This is a genomic window from Nitrospirota bacterium, assembly GCA_026387665.1.
Classification (GTDB): Bacteria; Nitrospirota; Nitrospiria; order Nitrospirales; family Nitrospiraceae; genus Palsa-1315.
Window position 1 is genome coordinate 218,658 of record JAPLLG010000003.1, and the last position, 22,294, is coordinate 240,951.

Below are 22,294 nucleotides of genomic sequence, written 5' to 3' on the forward strand. Positions count from 1 at the left end.
GTTGGACGCGCGCAGTCAGGGAGTAAATCAGGCCGCCCCAGAGGGAACGAAAAAAGATCCAACAAGCCTACGCGGCGCAATCTCAATGGACACCCTGCTCCTCCGGCGAGTTGCGCTCAGGCTCCGCCACCCTTTGAAGGAAAGTAACCGATGATATGAGAAGGAGAAATCCAGCAGTCAGCGTCCGGCAGGCTCAACTCGCGGGGATTTCAAAAAACAGTTATGTTCCCAAGTCACGAAACAAAAACTTCAGCCCCTTTGTTTCTACCCAAGCACATCCTGCACACCTAGCGTCAGGAGGTTCAGCGCTTCTGAACTAAACCGTTCAGGACACTTGAGATATAGCTGCATTAACCGCCTCAAGGCATCCTCAAGCTTGGTTGTTAACTCAAGCTCCTTATCGGTCAACTCCCTCATTAAATTGCCGTGAGCCAACTCACTTCGTAAAGTGTAGCCCTCACGGAGCTGTCGGAACTGCTGCACGCGCAACTGGCTTGGAGGCTCAAGCATCCATGCCCCTCGCAAAGCCATTTTGAATGATAGATAAGAGCGCTCCCTCTCCCCCCTTAACAGTAATTGCTCCAGCCCAAAAACTAGGTGTGCGAGTCGGTCATCATTGTTCAGCTCAAAATAAGCCTTGTTGAACCAACGCATACCAGGCTCGGACTCCAAATCCCTGTGCCAATATTTCTCGAAAAACTTCCCAATACCTTTAAGGGTCTCGGAATTGATCGCATAGCTGTGGGGATACTTCGGCCGACGCAAGGCGGGGATATACTCAATTTGCGCGAGCGTATACCCATAAGGAACTGCCGGAGCTAGCGGCACAATTGCAAGCCGTGCACCAATTGGACCACATTGAGCTAGCCGCAGTAGCGTGACTCCCTGGCGAATAAGATTGCCCCCGATTTCCCGCACATAGTTCAGATGAGAATTCCAAGCGTCGTTTTGGCCCGTTACATCCTGAGAAGGAAGCCTCATCTCTAAGCAAACGATCTCGGCGGGGAGTTCACCAAGTCCAAATCCAAACCTTTTTCCGCCACTGAGGTCGCGATTGATCGTCGACATCTCAATTGGCTCAAGGTTCCGCAAGACGACATCCTTGCACAACTCAGTTCGCTGAATTGCCTCGATAACACCATCTAGCGGCGCAAGGATACTCGGATACATGGAATTCGTTGATGTGCCCATAATTACCTATGCAACTCCGGCAGAATGAAGATCGATGCACAGTTATGAAAATGCTGCACACTCCACCGATCCATGCAACGACTAGCCATAATTCAGACCGACAGCAGGCTACGCCTCACGAAGAATTGCGTCAACTCGCGAGGGGGAAGTGAAGACTCCAATCCTCACCCCTTGGGTTGTTCTATCCCTCCCCGTTTCCACCCTTCCCCCAATAGGGAGTGGCCGGACGTCCTTCGGGTTCTGCCCCGCTTTTACGGACACCTGATTACGGCTCATAATGAGCCAGGAGGGGTGTCATGGGAGCACGACGGAAGTTTTCAGCCGAGTACAAACGTGAAGCAGTGGCGATGTTGGAGTCACCGGGGGTGACGGTGAGCCAGATCGCCGCAGACCTAGGTATCGGGGCCAATGTCCTGGGGCGATGGTGCCGCGAGTTGCGTCAGGAGCCCAAGCCGGCGTTTGTCGGCCACGGGCGATCCCGAGATGAAGAGATGAGCCAGCTCCGTCGCGAGTTGGTCCGGGTGACGAAGGAGCGGGATTTTTTACGAGAAGCGGCAGCGTTCTTCGCGAGAGCGTCGAAGTGAAGTATCGGATGATCCAACGATGCCGCAATGCCTTTCCCATCCGCTTGATGTGTCGGTGTTTGCGCGTGTCGGCCAGCGGGTATTATAGCTGGGCGACGCGGGTGCCGAGTGCACGGAACCAGGAGAACGCCCGGCTCCTCACCCGGATTCGTCAGCTCCATGCTGATTCCGACGGCGTCATTGGGAGTCCGCGGATCTGGGAGGATCTGCGGTACGCCGGTGAGCGATGTGGGCGCCACCGGGTGGCCCGTCTGATGCGCCGCGCTGGCTTGCGCGGCCTCCCGCAGCGGCGACGCTGGCGCACCAAGCCGTCTGGGACACCGCCGGCTGGAACCCGCAACCATTTGGAGCGAGACTTCACCGCCACCGCGTCCAATACCGAATGGGTCACCGATATCACCTATGTGCGGACCGCCGAGCACTGGCTGTACTTGTGTATCGTCCTCGATTTGTATTCCGGGCTCGTGGTGGGCTGGTCCATGAGTGCGCGGCAAGATTGCCCGCTGGTCGTCCAAGCCGTCCTCATGGCGATCTGGCAGCGGCCCACCCGGACCCCGGTCATTCTCCATTCCGATCGGGGGTGTCAGTTTACCTCGGCGGAATACCAGCAGTTCCTGGCGGCCCACCAGGTGACCTGTAGCATGAGCATGGTGGGCAGTTGTGCCGACAATGCCGCGGCGGAAAGTTTCTTCGGCGTCCTCAAACGGGAGCGGGTCAATCGGCGGCAGTACCAGACGCGAGCCGAGGCGAGAGCGGATATCTTTGATTACATCGAGCGCTGGCACAATCCCCGGCAGCGGCGGAGACTCGATCAGCAGCACCAGGGGGAGCAACTCTTAACTCAACCGTCCGTGGAAATGGGGTAGAACCCTTCACTGCGCGCGTCGAACGAGCACCTTCTGAGCGTGCGCGTTCCGCGAGCAAGAAGGACGGCTGGCTGCTCCCTATCTATAGTTTTCTGCCCTCCCAGGTGTTAAAACATAGCTCCATCTGGTGCCTTGATTAAGAGAAGGAAATTCTATGTCTTTGCCGATCGAAAAATCGTCGTCGTCCGATGAATTAGCGCGAGAAGTCGCGCGGCGACGCACCTTTGCCATTATTTCGCACCCGGACGCAGGAAAAACCACCCTGACAGAAAAGCTCCTCTTGTACGCCGGCGCGGTCCACCTGGCCGGGGCCGTGCATGCGCGGTCGAATCAGCGCGCCTCGAAGTCGGACTGGATGGAGCTGGAACAGGCGCGCGGCATCTCCATCACCTCCACCGCCTTGCAGTTCGATTACGAGGGAGTGCGGGTCAACCTGCTCGATACGCCAGGCCACCAGGACTTCAGCGAAGACACCTACCGCACCCTCATGGCCGTAGATAGCGCCGTCATGGTGCTCGACAGCGCCAAGGGCATCGAACCCCAAACTAAGAAACTCTTTGCCGTCTGCCGCAAACGCAACATCCCCATCATGACCTTCATCAATAAGATGGACCAGCCGGGACGCCATCCCTTCGAACTGCTCGAAGAGATCGAGCAAACCCTGGGCATGACGGCAGTCCCCTTCAATTGGCCCATCGGGGAAGGGTCCGGCTTTCTTGGGCTCTATGACCTTCAGGACCCCCAAGTCCTCTTCTTCCAACGGACGGCCCATAACCAGAAACGGGCCCCGATGCGAGTCGAGACCTTCCCCCACCCAAGCCTGGCCGAGACCCTTGGAGAGGCCTATGGTCCGCTCCAAGAAGAGATCGCCCTGCTGACCGGCGCCGGTGCCAAGTTCGATCGCGACCGTTTTCTCGCGGGCCAACTTACGCCGGTCTTCTTCGGAAGCGCCCTGACGAACTTCGGCGTCGAACCATTCCTGAACGGGTTCCTCCGGCTTGCGCCACCGCCAGGCCCTCGCATGAGTTCCAAGGGACCGGTCCAGCCAACGGACGAGCAGTTCTCCGGGTTCGTGTTCAAGATTCAGGCGAACATGGACCCGCAGCATCGCGACAGAATGGCATTTCTCCGTATCGTATCAGGCCGTTTTGAAAAGGACATGATGGTCCATCACGCGCGGCTGGACCGGAAGATTCGCATGACGAGACCGCATCGGCTCTTCGGTCGTGACAGGGAAACCATCGATGAGGCCTACCCCGGCGACGTTGTGGGACTGGTGAATCCAGGCCTCTTTGCCATCGGGGATACCCTCTGCTCCGGCAGTCCCCTCGCCTTCGATGCGATCCCGCTCTTTCCCCCGGAATGTTTCGGCGTGCTCCGAAGCCAGGACCTCACGAAGCAGAAGCAGTTCCAGAAGGGACTCCAGCAGCTGGAAGAGGAAGGGGTCATGCAGGTGTTCTATTCACCGGACCATGTGCGGCGGGAACCGGTCTTGGCCGCAGTCGGAGAACTCCAGTTCGATGTGGTCGCCTCGCGGCTCGACAGCGAATATGGGGTCAAGGCCACGGTCGAACGGATGCCCTTCGTCCTGGCCCGCTGGGTCACGGGTGAGCCGGACGCGATCGCCCGCATCTACTGGCCGCAGGACACCAGACGGCTCGTGGACAAGGATGGCAGGATGGTGATGCTCTTCGGCTCGGAACGGCTCCTCGCCTACTGCATGAAGGAATATGCGTCGCTCAAGTTTCAGTTGCGGGAAGAAATCGGAAAGATAGAAGCCTGACAAACCTTCCCCGTTGCATGGTGCCGCGCGCAAGGGCGACTGCATCCGGCTAGGAGGCCCTCAGCCTCTGCAAGAAACGGCTCATGACCTGTTCTCCTGGGTCCGGCTGTTGGTTGCACATGTCCTTCGGAAGCACCACCATAAAGGGCTCCCGGATGGGAGAGGATTTGGTGAGGCTCTGGAGGCGGATTCGCATAGGCTGATTGACTTCTTGCCCCTTGGACGCCAGCAGCTCACCTTGGCCGGAGTGAATGTCCTCCACCAAAATCATGCCATTCCGAAGGTCGGCAACCCCGACCGGTTTGACTTCAAATTTTGCATTCTCGCTCACGGTGGCGACCAGCGAGTCAAGGACCTTTGGATCGTATTGGTCCTTCCGTCCTTTCAGCTGTGCAATCGCTTCTGTCTGCGACTTGCCTGCCGAAAGTAGCGCATCGAAATCCAATGCGACTTTCAGAATTCTGGCTCCTATCGGAATGCCGTCGCCGATGTGAGGGTCGTCTGAGGCGCTGGGGCCTCCGTACGGCTTGTCCTGCAGCCGGATGATCTCTGCAACGGGCTTCATACGGGGAATGGCGGCGACCAGATCAGCGCCCATGAAGGGATGCTGCTTATAAAGCTGTATCTCTTTTTCATCCAACTTGTCACCGCGGTACACCTTATCCAACACGATCTCCGGAAGAATCACACACCCGAGTTGCGACAGCATCGCAGCAGTCGTCGTCAGCCATGGATCAGGGAGCTGCAGCTGCTCCACAATCGATTGAACGGATCGCGTAATGCGTGAGGAGCGCCCGAATGCTTCAGGATTCGCAAACGACAGCATGTCGCAGAGCACCCGGATACTGCCGCTCAAGGTCTTTTCAAGCAGCTCCTGCTCTGCCGTGATCAGCTTGTACTGGTGGAGGGCAGCGGTGAGGGTGCTCGTCAACACCTCCGGGGGGCAGGGTTTGGTCAGGAACCGGAAGATCTGTCCCTGATTGATCGCCTGAATAGCGGAATCAAGATCGGCGTTGCCGGTCAACAAGATCCGGACGCTCTCCCGGGACTTTTCGCGCACCTGCGTCAAAAATTGAATCCCGTCCATCCCGGGCATCTGGTAATCAGAGACCACCACGGCAAAGGGACCGCCTTCCGCGACCATCTTCAAACCTTCCTCCGGTCCCACGGCCGTTTCCAGCGTAAAGTTTTTGTGAAGTTGGCGTTTGCAGCCCTCCAGCACATTGGCATCGTCATCGACCAAGAGAATCGTCTCACTCATGGGCCTGCTCCTTCTGTAGATCAGCCGCTAGCTCACGCCATATCGGGAGTCGGTTGCCGAGGCCCAGCCGGTTCAGATACTCGATATCGAGTTGGGAGCACGGCCCTCCCCGCTCTATCGACCTGAGTTCCTTCTGCAGATTGTCGGCGACATGCACCGCCGTCAGCGGGCAGAACGCCTCCCCAGGATGCTCGGCAGGCGTGTGATGGAACGCCACCGCCTCAACAATCGAATCGTTGATTCCCCAGAGCGCGAGCAAGTAGGCCCCAACCTCCGCATGAGTATTACCGAACTCCTGTGTTTCCGCTTCCCCTCGAGGAATCCCTTCCTCCCGCTCGATCCGGCAGACAGCATCGTATCGCTCGGTGGCATGGGCTGCGAGGACGAGGGCGCCGATATCATGGAGGACGCCCGCCGTACGGGCTTGGTCGATCGTCGGCGGCGAAGCCTGTTCAGCTTGTGCAATTGCCTGCGCCAGTGCACCGGTCACCAGGCTCTCCTCCCACAAATCCTCGATGTTGCGTCGCACGCTGTCGGTGCTGGCCAATGGAGCAAATACGCCTCCGCTCAGAACCAGCGATTGAATGGCGTCGAAGCCCAGCAGATTCACGGCCTGCTCCGCAGTCGAGACCGTGGCGTAGAGTTCTGAATTGGAGGAGTTGGCGAGCTGCAAGACCTTGGCGGTCATTCCCATGTCCTGGGAGATACTGGTGGCGATGGCCAGCAAGGATGAATTCTTGGACTCTATCTCGCGTGTCACTTGGCCATACCGCGCAGGATGACTGGGCACACTGCTCATGCCTGCCACGAGGTTCCGGAGAGAGTCCTGGGCGAGCGACTCGCACAAGTTGCAGGTACGCATCATCGTGGCTTTCAATACATCGGCTTCACAGGGCTTGGTGAGATACTGATGCGTCACGCCGCGTGAATGATGGATCATGGTTTGATCCGAGTGCCCGGAGAGCACGATTCTCACGATGTGCGGGTATCGGCGCTGCACTTCTTTCAGCAGCGTGGCCCCATCCATCCCCGGCATCCGCATATCGGAAACCACAATATGGAAGGGGGCTTGTGCGAGCGTCGCAAGGGCGGCCTCTCCACTGGTGACGAACTGCATCTCACATTGGTGACGCATCGGGCGGAGCAGACGCTGCAGACCGGTCAGCACCTTAGACTCGTCGTCCACAAAGAGAAGCCGTTTCATTGCAAAACCTGATCGGCGATGACGCTTGACGGAACCTTAAGCGGGAGGCGAATGACGAACGTCGTGCCTCGCCCCACTTCACTTTCAACCGTGATGCTGCCGCCATGTTTATTCACGACGACGGCGCGCGCAATGGCGAGTCCCTGGCCCGTCCCCTTCCCGACCTCTTTGGTTGTAAAAAACGGATCGAAGATCTTCGTGCGAATGGATTCGGGAATGCCGCTTCCCGTATCGGCGATGCGAATTTCCGCCTGATCCTCGACACATGCCGTGGAGACCGTAATGGTGCCCTTCCTGGTGGTATCCTTGACGACGTCGGCAATGGCGTGAGCAGCGTTGACGATGATATTCAACACGACCTGATTGAACTCCCCGATCAGGCATGGCACAGGAGGGAGAGACGGATCCAAGTGGGTCTGTAAATCCGCCACATACTTCCATTCATTACTCGCCACCGTGAGGGTGCTCATGATGGCTTTATTTAAATTCACCTCTGCTTTCTCGTTGCTTCCTGGGTGCGCAAACTCCTTCATGGCTCGCACAATAGTGCTCACCCGCGAAACGCCCTCGCCGGATTGAAGAATAGCCACGGGGATTTCCGACAGGAGATACTCAAGATCGGCCTGGTCGTTGGTGACCTCGCACGATTCAATGAGTGCCTGGGAACAGGTGTTCGTTTTCACGGCTTCGAGAAGGCACTGGTATTGTCTCAACGCACGCAAGACTCCAATAAACGAGTCGTTAAGAAACATAATGTTATCGCCGACGAACTGAATCGGGGTGTTGATTTCATGGGCGACTCCCGCCGCCAGCTGACCAATGGATTCCAGTTTCTGGGACTGCGCGATTTCGTGGTCGATATTCAGTTGATCGGTAATATCTTTCCCCATGAAGATATGACCGGTCCCTTGTTCCTGGATAATGGGGGTGACCGTCATCCCGATGAACCGCTCCCCCCGCTCGCCCTGGTGCAAGCGGAACCGTGTCTGTCCGCCGGGACATTGCATCAGGCCGGCAACCTCGTCCCAATTCCATGAAATCGGAAGCTCGCGCAACAGCTTGCCGAGCGCCTGGCTCCAGGAAATGCCAAAGGTTTGTTCCGCGCGGATCGTCCACTCCGTCACACGGCCGTTGCAGTCCACATAGATAAAGAAGACATCGACGGCGGCAAGAATGCCCGCCCGCTCTTGGGCGTCACGTTCGGCCTGATCCTTCGCCTCTTTCAGCGACATTTCCGCTTGCTTTCGTTCCGTGATGTCGCGCACGAAGGCACTGAACACGCAGCTGCCCTTCCTCTCGACCGGGATCACTGTAAGCTCTATGGGGAATTGCCGTTGATCCCGGTGCCAGCCTTCAATTTCAATGCGGGTGCCGAGCACTGCGCCTTTCCCAGTTGCCAAGAAGGTCTGAAGCCCCCGCTCATGGGCGTCTCGGTATGCGGGCGGGATGATAAGATCGGAGAGACGACGTCCGAGTACCTCGTCTGCGGGCCACCCAAAGATCCGTTCGCTCTGCGGATTCCAGCCGACGATCGTTCCTTCTCTGTCCATCAGGATATGGGCATCCAAGGCATTATCGAGAATGATGTGAGAAGTCTCTGAATCCAGAGTGAGAGACTTGTTCATATGCGTACGCTCCATCAGCTTTCACTCACTGCGGTCCGTCCGACGGACCGCTTAGCAAGAGAACGACCACCGCACACTTCGTCCTGCCAAGGCACCAGGGCCAGGCCAAACGGGTATGCGCTCACCTCCGACGAATCAGGACCGGCCACAGCAGAGGGGCACATTCCACGACCCGTTCGAACAGGTCAGGCCCCCGTCGCTTCACGGGGCCAAATACTCCCTGCGATACCTATCGGAAAGTTTCATGAAATAATTAATAGCGTACCTAACAATCTCGCGCCGTAAGCGACAGGACCGCGGTAGCCATGGTGAATTTGCACTAATTGCCTAGCGATGATCGCAGCGCAGCGGCGCGCGGCACTTCTTCATCCGAGAGGAAGTGCTTACGTAGTCTTCGCTGTACGTGTCGAACGCGCAGCCACATGAACGCCGATCCATGCGGGCAGGGACTGGGAATTGATATCAGATCGCAGGAATGTACGTAGGTTCAGTCAGGTCCGCGCCCGGCCTCCGTCAAACCCGGAGTCCCGCCACTTCTCCAGCAACGCAATCCGACGCGCCAGCTGCGCGACGGTCGCTTGCTCGACCCGGCCGCCGGTTCGCTTGATCAATTCGGCGTTAAGCTGGCGATGATCGACGCCGGTCTTGCGCGACACGGTCCCGACAAGGGACCGGTGCTGGTCTCGCAATTCGTTCTTCTTGTCATGAAGCGCCACCGGCGGTGCGGCGAGGCCCTTCCCATCGAGAGCCGGCTCCCCCTCGTCTCCTCCGATCAAGCTATCCATCCGGGCCACTCCATGCAGAGGGATGTATTCTTTCAGCGAGGTGGCAGCAGTCCCGAACAGGGTACGCTGCACGGAAGGCATGATCTCTTCCAACACATGGTCCCGCTCCGCCTTGATTCGCTTGGCATAGTGGACGAGGGTGGCATCCTTCGGCAGGTAGAGCCAGGCCCGTTGCGGCTTCGGCAATCCTTCTTGCATCCGGACGAATCGCCCGACGACCTGGCGGAAATACATCTCAGTCAGAACGTTCGTGGCGTAGACGCCTACGCGGAGCCTCGGGATATCGACGCCTTCGCTCACCATGTTCACCGCGACGAGCCATTGCTGGGTCTTATGATGCGCGAAGGTCTCGATCGTCTTCGACGCAGACGGATCGTCCGAGATGGCCACATGGGCTCGACTGCCCGTAATACGCCCCACCAGTTCCGCCACCTGCCTGGCATGGTCCTGATTCATGGCGACGATGAGCCCTCCCGCATCAGGCTGTTCCTGCTTACGGAGTCGACGCAACTCAGTGTGGGCATCCGTGATGACAGGCCCGAGCCAACTATCTTGCAAGAGCGCAGTCTTGAGTCGCTCCCGCTGCAGTTCGAAGGTGAGTCCATCCTCGAAGGTCGCTCGATGTTCGCGGCCCTCCGAAAGCCAGGTCAGCTCCCCCTCGTAACTCGGGAAAAGAATCGGACGGCAGACATCTTCGCGAATCGCCTCGGCATAGCCATAGGTGAAATCAGCCTGGCTCTCGCCCTGCTCATAGCGCACGTAGGGAATCGGATTGTTATCGGAGCGAAAGGGGGTGCCGGACAAGGCCAATCGAAAAACCGCTTCGTCGAACGCTTCCCGCAGGGCATTGCCCCACTCCTTTCCCTCGCCCGCATGGTGCAACTCGTCGAAGATGAGCAGGGTGGGCCGGCTCCGGCAGGCGCGCTGAAATATGGCCGGCGCGAGACAGACTTGCTGGTAGGTCACGACGGCGCCGTGGTAGTCGCGGGCCTCGATAGCTTGCTCGTTCGTCAGCCCAGGGTCCAGCTGAATCCCCACCAGGCCAGCGGCAGTCGCCCATTGCGTGCGTAGGTGGTTGGTCGGACAGATGACCAGCACACGGCTGGCCACTCGATCCGCCAAGTACTGGTGAGCGATCCGCAGGGCAAAACGCGTTTTCCCGGCGGCGGGGGTCGCCGTCGCGAGGAAATCAGGACTCGCATGGGTCAGGACGCCGGACACGGCGCGAGCCTGCCACTCACGCAGCTTGGCAGTCCAGGGAGACAGGGTCACGGCAGCCTCTTCCTGCTGGTCAGCGTTCGATGGATAGGGACAACATAACGAGGGCGCGACTTCATTCGAGTACAGACACTCCAGAGCTATGGGTAGTTTTCGCATAGAACAGGGGGCTTGGTCGATCCCCTTATTCCCACCGCAATAATCGACGCTTTCCTTGCCTTGCTTCGCGCTTCCTTTATGATGAGTGCAACCACCTCGACAGGTTCCGTACCCGAGCCACTTGCATGGAACAACAGACTCCCATTTCGTCCACCACACACCGATTCCCTGTCTGGATAGGCCGCCACCGGACCTGGATCATGTCCCTGGTCGCGGCCCTGGCGCTGCTCACGTTGCTCTCTCTGGACCGGGACAACGTCCTCGCTCCCCTTGGATCGTTCCTCCGGAAACTGTCGCTGCTCGCCGGCCCAATCCTCCTCCCCCTGCTTGTCCTTGCGCTGGGAGTGATCAAGGTCTTGCACGGCGAATGGCGCACGGCGAAACGGGAATGCCTACGGGCCAGTGCCACGGAAGCGGCCCTCACCAAACGAACGGAAGCCCTTCATACGCTGGTCGTAGCCGCACAGACCCTGTCCGCGCAGCAAGACCTCGACGGACTCCTCTCCCATCTCCTCGACGTCGCCAAAAAGAGCACCGGGGCGCGCTATGTATCGTTAGCGGTTTCCAACGACAATCAACGTGAACCGGGACAGTTCCTCAGCAGAGGAATTGATGACGCAGCAGCCCAAGCCATCCAGGCGCTCCCGCTTGACCAGGGAGCGATGGACTCCCTTGGACAAGAGAATAGTGCCCTCTCCCTGAGACACCTCGCGAAGCACTGGACCTCCCTCGGATTCCCCAAAGACCATGCCCCCATGACCTCGTATCTCGGAGTGTCGATTCGCTGCCATGGCAGATTTTTCGGCCGGCTCTCTCTCGCCAATAAACTGACCGACCAGGGACTGGCGACCGACTTCAGCGGGCTGGACGAGCAGATCGTGCTGACCCTCGTGGCCCAGGCCGGGACCGCGATTCAAAACCTCCAGCTCCTCCAGGCATCCACGGAAGCAGCCCGGCACGATTCGTTGACGGAGCTGCTGAACCACTCGGCGATTTTGCATACCTTGGCGCAGGAACTGTCGCGGGCTGAACGGACCCGCCACCCGGTGGCGGTCCTCATGGCCGACCTCGACCATTTCAAGCGGGTCAACGATACCTATGGGCACCCGGTGGGAGATATCGTCATCCAAGAAACTGCGCAGCGGCTCCGGAAGGCCGCCCGCCGCTACGATCACGTCGGGCGCGCCGGAGGGGAAGAGTTCCTGATCATCGTCCCGAACTGCGATCTGGACTCACTACGCGAATGCGCCGAGCGGTTTCGAATGGCCATCAGCGGCATGCCCTTTGACACACCGAGCGGCCCGCTGCCCATTACGGTCAGCATCGGCGCGACGGTCGCATCCCCCGGCCACCCCTTGAGCTCGGAGCTCTTGCGTAAGATGGCCGACTACGCCCTCTACCGCGTCAAAAGCCGCGGCAGAAACGGAGTCGATATCGTCCCCCACCCCCACACCCTCGTGCCAGAGCAGATAAAAAAAGTCGGGTAACCGCCAGCTAGCTACGCTTTCCCGTTGCCCCAACGAATTTCCAGCTCAGGAAACTTCGCCTTGTAATCGGCATGGCTGGTGCGAATCACATTCAAGGCTTCCTCGCGACCATAGATACTCGTAATCTCGACTTTGTGCTGGGTGGTGCCTGGCGCGCTCTTATAGGTCAGGAAATAATGCCGCAAGCGATCCAGCAGCGGCAACGGAACCTGCGAGATATCGGTATAGCCGCCATAGGTCGCGTCGTCCTTCATGACCGCGATGATCTTGTCGTCCGCTTCGCCACCGTCTGCCATGCTCAGCCCGCCGATGGGCAAAGCCGTGAGGAGAATGTCGCTGTGCGGGATCGTCTTTTCCGTGAGCACACAGATATCGAGCGGATCCCCATCCCCCACGACATCCTTGCGATTGGCCCGCGCGGAAAACAACGCGGCCACGCCCTCGCCACAATAGGTTTGCGGCACCAGTCCGTAATAGACGGGACAATAATTCGAAAACCGCTGCGGACGATCGACCTTGAGAAACCCGCTGACCTTGTCCACTTCGTACTTCACCGTGTCGGTCGGCACAATTTCAATGTAGGCCGTCACTATCTCCGGCGCCTGTTCTCCGATGGAGACTCCATGCCAGGGATGGGCTCGAAACATCTGGCTCATTAGTCGCAGCAGGGAATCGGCTTGGTTGCCGCTCATCACGTCGTCCTCCGTTGAATGTTATGAAAATGGGAGCTGATTGCGTCGGGCGTCTAGGCTATGACCAGGCAGGAAGAGGATACCGAAGATCGCTCATCATTCCAGGCAACAACTGTCTTGCGTCCCTCATCGCTCACTTACTTTTCTCAATCTATCTGTCACAAAACAGCAAGGGCGGTAGGAGCTTTCGACTGCGGCCGTCGAGCGAGGCCCTTCTGAGGGCGCGCGCTCCGGGAGCAAAGAAAACTCCTACCGCTCTTGCTACGCCCGTCCCCCTCGTGGCTGCTCCGTAAACAACCGCACAGCCACCTTCTGGCCCTTGATCCTGGTGCGGCTGAGGGTCTCGATGATCTCACGGGCCAATACTTCCGGCACTTCCACCAGCGAAAAATGGTCCATCACTTCGACGACGCCGATAACATTCGAATTGAGTCCTGCCTCGTTGGCAATCGCCCCGACGAGGTCGCCGGCCCGGATACCTGCCTCACGGCCTGCGCCGATATAGAGCTTGGCTGTGCCAGCCGTTCGTCCGCCACGGACGGGAGGGCTGAAGGATCGACCCTGCCCCCCCTGACCCTCGCGTGGCATCACGGCGCCGGCCCGCCCGCGAGGATCCATTCGAGGATCGCCCATGGGACGCCGCGCCATCGAGGGACGCTCCGGCGGCCTGCTCGACGAAGCAGGAATATCGTATTCCTTCCGCTCTCCACCCTGGATGCGGAACAGAAGCTTCAGAGCTGCCGCTGCCACCTCCAGCGGGTCTCCCTGTTCGGCAAGCGATGCGACCACGGCCCGGAACTGATCCAGATCACCGGCCGTCAACACTTCTTCAATCGCGCTCTTGGTTCGTGCCAACCGCTTCGTCCGAAGGTCGGCGATGGTCGGCACTTGCGTCACAACAATTTTCGCTTTCGTCAGCTGCTCGATGTTCCAGAGCAGACGCTGCTCGCGCGGATCGAGAACGGTGATGGCCGACCCCTCGCGCCCGGCGCGCCCGGTCCGTCCGATCCGATGGACATAGACTTCCGACGACGTAGGCAGATCGTAGTTCACCACATGCGACACGGACGGAATATCCAAGCCCCGCGCCGCCACATCAGTGGCCACGAGGAGTTCAGTTTGTCCGGACCGGAACGAGCTCATGACACGATCGCGCTGGGGCTGATTCATGCCGCCATGGATCGCTTCGGCCCTGTGCCCGCGGCTAGTCAGCATCGCGGTCAATTCATCGACTTCGATACGCGTACGACAGAATATGAGGGCGGACTTCGGCGCCTCCATGTCCAGGATGCGAGCCAATGCCGCGACCTTATGCGGTCTGGTCACGACGTAGGCCGTTTGATGCACACGCGGAACGGCGCCAGCCTTGAGTGCCTCTTTGGCGATCTTGATCTCGACCGGCTCTCTCAGGTGGCGCTTCGCAATGGAGGCGATCCTGGGCGGCATGGTGGCGGAGAACAGAGCGGTCTGCCGCTCTTTGGGGACCTGCTCCAGGATGGCGTCCAGATCGTCAGCAAAGCCCATGTCGAGCATCTCGTCTGCTTCGTCCAGCACCACCATCTGAATCGTCTTGAGCTGTAGCGTTTTTCTGCGGATATGGTCCAGCGCCCGACCGGGCGTCGCCACGATGACATCGACCCCGCGCTTGAGCGCATGGAGCTGCGGACCGATCGCCTGGCCTCCATAGACCGGAAGCACCGTGATCTTCAACTCTTTGCCGTACCGCGTGACGGCTTCGCCGACCTGCATGGCCAACTCTCTGGTCGGTACCAGGATGAGGGCGGAGGGACAACGCCGCGCCGAATGGGCGATGCGCTGGAGCATCGGCAGCGTAAAGGCAGCCGTCTTGCCGGTCCCGGTCGCCGCTTGGCCCAAGAGATCGCGGCCTGCTAAAAATGGAGGAATCGCTTCCCGTTGAATCGGCGTGGGCTCTTCATAGCCCAGCGTGTCGAGCGTGGTGAGCAAGGCTGCTTCCAGGCCGAGTGCCGCAAAGCCGGGCGAAAATCCCTTCGCCGGCGTTTCCGCCGGTGGGTTGGTAGTCTCATGTTTCATATAGTGCCTCGATGGCCTTTCTGAGCTGTATGCTGGTTACGTGATAAAGAGTCGAACTCGCGCTGAATCATCATACTACTGTGATTGCACTGAGAAGTGATAGCGGCTGGCAAAAATAACTCTCGCCGCCCCGGCCCTGAGGGGGTTTCGTGTGTCCATTAAGCGAGCAACTACTCAGTCCTGCTCGTTATGTGAGTAGGAGCGCACACCTCGCTCTATGCGTCCCTGTCTTCAGGCAGTTGGATCGGCCCGGCCCATTCCCCCTTGGCCAGCCCCACTTCCTGATACCCGCCGTCCGGCCATTGAAACTGGCCCACCTCGTCCACTTGCACGATAAAGGGGTCTGCTTCGTGCGCCAGGCCACGGAACCAGTACCAACCGGTGACAGCGGGCTTTTCCTTCGTCCATTGATTGGGGGCCATGTCCGTACCGCTTCCTTTTCGTCCCTATCACGACTCTGTTACAGTCTCTTTTTGTCGCGAGTGAACTTACCATGTCCAAGCTCCCAATAGAAGACGTACTGCCAACTCTTCGTCGCACGTTGACGGAGGAACGGAACGTACTCCTGACTGCGGCGCCTGGCGCAGGAAAAACGACGCAAGTGCCCTTAGCCTTGCTCGATGCCCCCTGGCTCGCGGGAAAAAATTTGCTCATGCTGGAGCCACGAAGGCTTGCGGCCCGTGCCGCAGCCCACCGTATGGCTACCACGCTGGGTGAACCGGTTGGCCAGACGGTCGGCTACCGCATGAGGCTCGACACGAAGGTGGGACCCACAACCAGAATCGAAGTGGTCACGGAAGGCATTCTCGCTCGACTGCTCCAGAACGATCCCGCCCTCAGCGCCTACGCGATCGTCCTCTTCGATGAATTCCATGAACGGAGCCTGCAGGCCGATACGGGCCTGGCCCTCTGCCTGGAATCACAAAGGATCTTTCGTCCGGACCTCCGTCTGCTTGTCATGTCCGCCACCTTGGACTGTGGACCGGTCTCGGAACTGTTGGGTCAAGCGCCGGTCATTGCCTGCGAAGGTAAAATGTTTCCGGTCGAAACCCGTTATCTTGAGCAGCCCCTCTCGGGCCACCTCGATGTGGCAGTCGTCCAATCGATCAAACGCTCGCTGGCGCAAGACCCTGGCAGTCTCCTGGTCTTTCTGCCCGGCATGGCGGAGATCCGCCGCGTCGAACGAAAGCTGCTCGATCTCAATCTGGGCTCGCACATCCTCATTGCACCGCTCCATGGAGACCTGCCGCAAGAAGCGCAGGACCGAGCGATTGCGCCGACTCAACCTGGCACGAGAAAAATCGTGCTCGCCACCTCAATCGCCGAAACCAGTTTGACAATCGACGGAATACGCATCGTCATCGACGCAGGCCTGTTGCGCGTGCCTCGCTTCGATCCGAGATCAGGACTCACGAGACTGGACACGATTCGCGTCACGCAGGACTCGGCCGAGCAACGGCGCGGCAGAGCCGGCCGTCTCGAACCGGGCGTCTGTGTTCGCCTCTGGACCTCTGCCGAGCAGCAATCGTTGGCCCCGCGCCGCCCGCCGGAAATGCTCGACGCAGACCTGGCGCCCCTCCTGCTCGAATTGGCCCTCTGGGGCACGGCCGATCCAGCCGAGCTGTCCTGGCTCACGCCCCCCCCGGCCGGATCTGTGGCCCAGGCGAGGGAACTACTCGTCGGCCTCGGTGCACTCAATGCGGAAAGGCACATCACTCCCCATGGCACACAGATGGCCGAGCTGCCGATCCATCCCCGTCTCGCGCATATGCTGCTCAAATCTGTGCCGTTACACCTCACCAACCTCGCCTGTGAACTGGCGGCTCTATTGAGCGAGCGAGATATTCTGCGGGGCCCCTCCGGCTGGCGCAATGCCGACCTGCGACTCCGCTTGGATGTCTTGCATGGACAACACGATCACGCGGCCAGCGCAACCGTAGACCGAGCCGCCTGCCAGAGAGTGGCCCGCACCGCCGACATCTGGCAACGGCAACTGCCTCGAGCTGCCCGTTCCGGTCGGCAGGAGAGCCTCGATGAAGCCGGTCTCTTGCTCGCACTGGCCTATCCGGATCGTATCGCCCAGCGCCAACAGGGAAGCAACGCGCGTTATCTCATGGCCAATGGCCGTGGCGCGCTCTTTCAGAACCCAGACCCGCTCGGATCGGAAGACTATCTGGTTATTGCCGATCTGGACGGAGGCCAGCAATCGGCCAGGATCGATCTGGCAGCGCCAGTCAGCCTTCGCGATCTTGAAACCCTCTATGCCGATCACATTCAAACCATCGATGAAGTCTCGTGGGACGACACAGCGCAGATGGTGCGGGCGACGAGGCAACGACGATTAGGTTCGCTCATTCTGTCCGAGCAGGGCCTCTCGAAGCCGGACCCCTCGATGATCTCGACGGCCTTGCTACAGGGCATCAGTCGGGCGGGACTCGACAGGCTGGCCTGGACTCCGGAACTTCGGCAGTGGCGGGCGCGGGTGACATTTCTGCACAGGATCAACGGGCAAGAGTCCCGATGGCCCGATCTGTCAGATGAAGCGCTGTTGCAAACACTCGACGACTGGCTTGGTCCCTATCTGGCAGGACTGACGACGCTCGACCGGGTCACCAGACTCGATCTCACTCAACCTTTGCACGCACTCCTCAACTGGGAACAGTCACGCCAGCTCGACCAATGGGCGCCGACACACCTGACAGTCCCGAGTGGATCGAACGTGCGCGTGGAATATGAGACACCGGATCTGCCGATCCTGGCTGTGCGGTTGCAAGAAATGTTCGGCTGTAAGGAAACGCCGTGTCTTGTCGACGGGAAGATCCCGGTCATGCTGCATCTCCTGTCACCAGGACGCAGACCGGTTCAGATTACGAAGGACCTCTCCAGCTTCTGGAGATCGGCCTATATCGAGGTCAAAAAAGAACTCCGCGGGCGCTACCCCAAACATTCCTGGCCGGACGATCCCCTCACTGCGCAACCGACAGCGAAAGCCAAACGCCGACTCCGCTAATCCTCTCTTATGGCACGATCCCGTCGAATGCTCAAACAGTTCGGCAGCGAGGCCGCAGGCGTACCCTCATGGGTATGTTGAGGACCTGTTCAAGGCGAGAACGAAGCTGACGGACTTTTTCAGCATTCGGCTAAATTGGGATGTCGCGAGTCCCATCATACGACGTCACCGCCTGATGGGAGAACTTCACGATGTCGCCGTCCTTCACGACCGTATCCTCGGCACTCACCTTCTTATTCACCGCGATCATCACTTCCCGGTTCATAAGAAATTGCAGCAAGGGACCCATCCGCTCGAAGTTGAATTCAATGAGCTTCTTGACCGTGGTCGGCTCAGGCACCTCCAGCTCGAATTCCGTTTCTCCAACGGCATCGCGAAGCGTCAATCCAAACACCAGCACTGTGACCATGCAACCCTCGTCTCTTGTTATTCGTCGCTCGCGTACCAAACCCCATCGTTTCACGTTTTACTTTTTACGTTTCACGCTCCCCTTGCATGGCAGCGCAAACAATCCTGCCGTCTGGGATGGCGCTCCGGGAGAGGCTTACTGCCGGAAGGAACATGGCATTGCAGACAGGCCTTTTCCACCGTGATCGGCTGATGCACCGCATCGGCCGGGATCATGGGGTTCCGGTCTTTCGGAGTCGGCAGCAGCGACACCCCGACGATGACGGCCAAGGCAAACAGGACAAAGAGGCCATCGACCTTACGCAACTTCATGCTGTGCCTCCATCCTTCTGTCGGTCCGCTGCTTCGTAGGCTTCCTGAATCATTTGCGCCACGTGTTTCACCTCTGCGGCCCCCTGCAATCCGGTCCGCAATTGAATCATACAGGCAGGGCAACTGGTGGCCACCACCTCTGCGCCGCTCTGTTCGACGGCCTGCCGCTTCCGCTCGACGATACGTTGCGAGGTCTCGAAATCCTTCACCAGATAGGTCCCGGCTCCGCCCGCGCACCGGTCTGCGTCCAGCATTTCGACATACTCGACGCCAGGCAACCCTGCCAGAATCGCACGAGGCTCCTTGGTCACTCCCGCCGCTCGCAGATGGCAGGAGGAATGGTAGGCCACCTTGCAGGGCTTGGGCTGCTGACTGGCCATGGCCGGCTTCACCGGCGATTGTGACACAAACTCCGAAATATGGGTGACCCGTTTGGCCAAGGCCTGGGCTGCTGCCTGCTCCGGCTCACCGGCGAACAGCGTCGGATAATCCTTCAACATGAGGGTGCAGGAGGCGCAGCCGGTCACGACCTTCTCGTACCCTGCCATGGAGGCGAGGTTGACCCTGGCCCCCTCTTTGGCCAGCACACGATGCCCATAGGTTTCAATCGGCGTTCCGGAACAACGTTGCACCGGCAGATCCGGCTCGACATCGTGTTTTCTCAACACGGCAATCACCGCATCCCCCACCCCGTCGTCGAAGTAGTTAGCCGCGCAGCCATGAAAATAGGCCACCGGAGAGCGAGCCGCTTGCCCTGCCTGTGGAATCAATTCCGGATAACGGTCGCGGAGATGTCGTTTCGCCAGTCGAGGCAATGCCAGTTGAGGCGACAAACGCGCCGTCGCAGCCAGGCCACGCATGATGGGTCTCGTCAGACGATCGAGCAGCCGCCGCATCAGAGGCCGCCCCCAGAGAAATTGGCCACGTGCAAGCAGTTTCAAGAGCGGCTCAAAAATCCATGCTCGCGCATGGAGGCGAAAAATCAAACCGGCCATCTTGTTCGGGTGCTCAGCTCGCCGGTCCAGGATGAGTTGGGACACATCCACTCCGGCAGGACAGGCCGTCCGGCAGGACTTACAATTGAGACAGGCCTCAACGACTCGCTTCGAATTGAGATAGCTGTAGTTCTTGTCCGTGACGATCTCAAACCAGCCACGCGAACTCATGTCTTCCGATTGAAAGACATCGTAGACCGGACAGACGGAATTACACTTGGCGCAGGTCGCGCAGGGCTTCGACAATCGCACATAGTCGATATGGTCCGTGAAGGGCCGGTCGCTGATCTTGATGCCGGGATTGAGCACCCCGGCAGGATCGAAGCTCTGCTTCACCTTCACAAACAGGTCGTAGAGCTCCGGGCCGAACATCGTCTTCACATATTCGGCTCGCACCCGGCCATCCCCATGCTCTCCGCAGATCGAGCCGCCGAAACGGCCTAACACCGTTTGGTGAATCTCGTGATAGGCCTGCACCATCTTCTGGAAATCGTCTGAATCGTTCACGTCGAGCAACGGAATGATGTGGGCGTTCCCGTTCCCGATATGGCCGAAGATCGCGACCGGCACATGCTGCCCGACAAAGAACTCTTCCAGATAGCGGATTAGTTCGCTGATCCGTTCAGCTGGCACCACCACATCATCCACAAAGTTGATGGGCTTCTTCCTGGGATCGAATCGATAGAGCGTGGGATAGAGGGCCTTGCGGGCCTTCCACAACTGGTCCCGCTGCTCCGGATCGAAGGCGATCACGGGATCGGAGGTCAGGCGGTACCGTCGGCAGATCGTCGTCATCCGCTCGGCCTGTTCGCGAAGATCAGTGCCCATACCGTCAGCATCCAACTCGATCAACAGCGTGGCTGCAGCATCCGCCGGAATGCCATGCTTCGCCCTGCCGATCAGATTGAGCGTGTTGGCATCCATCACTTCCAGCGCGCTCGGCTTCAACTCCAGCAGCTTCGGCACCGCCTCTCCCACCTCTTCCAACCGGTAAAAATGGATGAGCGCCGTAAGGGTCGCAATGGGATTTTCGACCAGCATGATCGTGGCTTCACTAAAGAGACCGAGCGTGCCCTCGCTGCCAACGAAGAGTTTGGGAAGATCGAACCGGCCTTGCGCAAACCCGTCGACAAGACCAAAAAGATTGTAGCCGCAGCTGTTCTTGCTGACGGTCGGGCGCTTCCGCGCGATCAGCGTGGCATGGTCGTGAAGCAGCGACCGCAGATCCCGAAGCGGCCCGTGCGTCCTGAGCAGATCGGCGCAGGCAGGATCGTCGAGCCCATAGGATTTGGCATCCAACCATTCACCGGACTGGAGACAAACCCGGATCGCCTCCACATTATCTTTGACCGAGCCATACCGTAGCGTGTGGGGGCCGGATGAGTTGTTCGCCAACATTCCGCCGAGCTTACACATGTCGCCGCTAGACGGATCTGGCCCAAACATGAGTCCCTGCCGCCCCAGCTGTTTATTCAACTCGGCCAGCACGATCCCAGGCTGCACCCGCGCCCAGCGCTCGTCGCGATTCAGCTCCAGCACGCGATTCATGCGCGAGACGTCCAGGATAATCCCGGACCCGATCGCCGAGCCGGTCAGGTTCGTCCCGGCAGCGCGCGGCGTAAGGGGAATGCCTCGCTGCACGGCGTACCGTATCGTGGCGGCAATATCCTCCCCGGACTCGACCAGCACGACCGCCTGAGGCGCCATGCGATAGATGCTCGCATCCACCGCATAGGCGGTGAGCGTCGAATAATCGTCTTTGACCTTGTCCCTGCCGAGCGCGGCCCGGAGGTCGGACGCGATGGCGTGGGAGCGTTCTGGCAGAATGAGAGTTGGTGCAGTCATAGTTGAAAGGGTTACTCATTCTAGATGGACAGCGATGACGAGAACAAGCCATAGCCTACCAGCACTGGTGCTCACCCTTATTTGCTTCATTATTTTTTCATCCCCGCGATGCGAGGAAAAGAGACGAGGTGAGACGGCCGCTAATTCACGGGCTTTGCGGGGGTCGATTCACTCCCAGTTCCCACCCCCGAGCGCCCCTGAGCTTGCGTTGACGAAATGTGACGGACGATGCCTTGCTCATCGAATGACACAGTGAGCGCATTAAGATTAGACGTGGCTCCACCAGCAAAGAGACCCACAATCGGAATAAACGTGGCTGGATCTACGTCAACATTCATATGGGTGTAACTCCACATCTCGATATTGATCGTAGCTGTAGAGGCTGGTCGCCAGGAAATGCAGGATAACTCCCAGATTGCCGAGAAATGCCATTCGGCTGCCCAAGAATCCGCTTCACATCGTCTTTCACGGATATATTGAGCTTGATTTGCGAGATGCGGTCTTGACAATGGAAGAGTTCCCGCTGCTGACACAACCCGTGAGAGTCAGCGCAACGGTAAGACTGAGCACCCATCCATGAGATTGCCACATACTGAAAACTCCAATCGAAGAGCGACGACAAAGCGTAGCGAACGCAGGCAAGGGAGTCAACTCCTGCATAACGACCCGGGCTCCACCCTCTAATCTCGAAGGGAGGCGGCAGCGGAAAAACCTTACGATCACGAAGAGCATCGATGACCGCATGTGTGGCATAGGAAAGTCTAATGCCTGCAGGATGCTCAAAAAGGCTGTCCAGCAAGGCCGCAGCCGATGAAAG

The 22,294-nt window shown here is 59.0% G+C and carries 15 protein-coding genes; 4 read left to right on the forward strand and 11 right to left on the reverse strand.

What is annotated here, in order from left to right; all coding sequences use genetic code 11:
- Nucleotides 1-264: 264 nt before the first annotated feature.
- Nucleotides 265-1,191, reverse strand: coding sequence for a HEPN domain-containing protein (locus tag NT179_01695; protein ID MCX5720730.1), 927 nt, complete (start codon nt 1,189-1,191; stop codon nt 265-267).
- 296 nt (nt 1,192-1,487) lie between these two features.
- On the opposite strand from NT179_01695, the gene NT179_01700 reads away from it, so the two are divergent.
- Both NT179_01700 and NT179_01705 read left to right on the forward strand, forming a co-directional pair.
- Nucleotides 1,488-2,641, forward strand: a protein-coding gene (locus NT179_01700; GenBank protein ID MCX5720731.1) for an IS3 family transposase whose coding sequence is annotated in 2 segments (ribosomal slippage) — nt 1,488-1,737 and nt 1,737-2,641 — 1,155 coding nt in all. Because the reading frame shifts where the segments join, the coding sequence is not laid out codon by codon here.
- A gap of 154 nt (nt 2,642-2,795) precedes the next feature.
- Nucleotides 2,796-4,424, forward strand: coding sequence for a peptide chain release factor 3 (locus NT179_01705; GenBank protein ID MCX5720732.1), 1,629 nt, complete (start codon nt 2,796-2,798; stop codon nt 4,422-4,424).
- A gap of 49 nt (nt 4,425-4,473) precedes the next feature.
- Here the strand turns inward: NT179_01705 and NT179_01710 are convergent, their stop codons facing one another.
- The 4 genes from NT179_01710 to NT179_01725 all read right to left on the reverse strand — a co-directional run bounded on the left by NT179_01710 (nt 4,474) and on the right by NT179_01725 (nt 10,571).
- Nucleotides 4,474-5,685 carry a response regulator gene (locus NT179_01710; GenBank protein ID MCX5720733.1) on the reverse strand — a complete coding sequence of 404 codons (1,212 nt, stop codon included), beginning with the start codon at nt 5,683-5,685 and terminating at the stop codon, nt 4,474-4,476.
- Nucleotides 5,678-6,889 (reverse strand): response regulator, encoded by a 1,212-nt coding sequence (locus NT179_01715; protein MCX5720734.1) that lies wholly within the window; start codon nt 6,887-6,889, stop codon nt 5,678-5,680. The genes NT179_01710 and NT179_01715 overlap by 8 nt, the downstream gene beginning before the upstream one ends.
- Complete coding sequence (locus NT179_01720; protein MCX5720735.1) at nt 6,886-8,514, reverse strand: PAS domain S-box protein; 1,629 nt, start codon at nt 8,512-8,514, stop codon at nt 6,886-6,888. Before NT179_01720 ends, NT179_01715 begins: the two co-directional genes overlap by 4 nt.
- Before the next feature lie 491 nt (nt 8,515-9,005).
- On the reverse strand, nt 9,006-10,571 hold the full coding sequence (locus NT179_01725; protein ID MCX5720736.1) for a DEAD/DEAH box helicase family protein: 1,566 nt from the start codon (nt 10,569-10,571) through the stop codon (nt 9,006-9,008).
- Between the two features lie 230 nt (nt 10,572-10,801).
- On the opposite strand from NT179_01725, the gene NT179_01730 reads away from it, so the two are divergent.
- On the forward strand, nt 10,802-12,163 hold the full coding sequence (locus NT179_01730; GenBank protein ID MCX5720737.1) for a sensor domain-containing diguanylate cyclase: 1,362 nt from the start codon (nt 10,802-10,804) through the stop codon (nt 12,161-12,163).
- An 11-nt stretch (nt 12,164-12,174) separates the two neighbouring features.
- Here the strand turns inward: NT179_01730 and NT179_01735 are convergent, their stop codons facing one another.
- The 3 genes from NT179_01735 to NT179_01745 form a co-directional block, all read right to left on the reverse strand.
- Nucleotides 12,175-12,855, reverse strand: a complete 681-nt coding sequence (locus tag NT179_01735) for an inorganic pyrophosphatase (protein MCX5720738.1) — start codon at nt 12,853-12,855, stop codon at nt 12,175-12,177.
- Between the two features lie 261 nt (nt 12,856-13,116).
- Nucleotides 13,117-14,907, reverse strand: a complete 1,791-nt coding sequence (locus tag NT179_01740; GenBank protein MCX5720739.1) for a DEAD/DEAH box helicase — start codon at nt 14,905-14,907, stop codon at nt 13,117-13,119.
- A gap of 215 nt (nt 14,908-15,122) precedes the next feature.
- Nucleotides 15,123-15,329, reverse strand: coding sequence for a hypothetical protein (locus tag NT179_01745; protein ID MCX5720740.1), 207 nt, complete (start codon nt 15,327-15,329; stop codon nt 15,123-15,125).
- 71 nt (nt 15,330-15,400) lie between these two features.
- Between NT179_01745 and hrpB the strand changes: the two genes are divergently transcribed.
- Complete coding sequence (gene hrpB / locus NT179_01750; protein ID MCX5720741.1) at nt 15,401-17,917, forward strand: ATP-dependent helicase HrpB; 2,517 nt, start codon at nt 15,401-15,403, stop codon at nt 17,915-17,917.
- Between the two features lie 130 nt (nt 17,918-18,047).
- On the opposite strand, the gene NT179_01755 is transcribed toward hrpB, so the two are convergent.
- From NT179_01755 to NT179_01765, 3 genes are all read right to left on the reverse strand, one after another.
- A complete protein-coding gene (locus NT179_01755) occupies nt 18,048-18,326 on the reverse strand; it encodes a MoaD/ThiS family protein (protein ID MCX5720742.1) in 279 nt (92 codons plus the stop codon).
- 71 nt (nt 18,327-18,397) lie between these two features.
- Complete coding sequence (locus NT179_01760) at nt 18,398-18,637, reverse strand: hypothetical protein (protein ID MCX5720743.1); 240 nt, start codon at nt 18,635-18,637, stop codon at nt 18,398-18,400.
- Nucleotides 18,634-21,477, reverse strand: a complete 2,844-nt coding sequence (locus NT179_01765) for an FAD-binding and (Fe-S)-binding domain-containing protein (protein ID MCX5720744.1) — start codon at nt 21,475-21,477, stop codon at nt 18,634-18,636. Before NT179_01765 ends, NT179_01760 begins: the two co-directional genes overlap by 4 nt.
- Nucleotides 21,478-22,294: the final 817 nt, after the last annotated feature.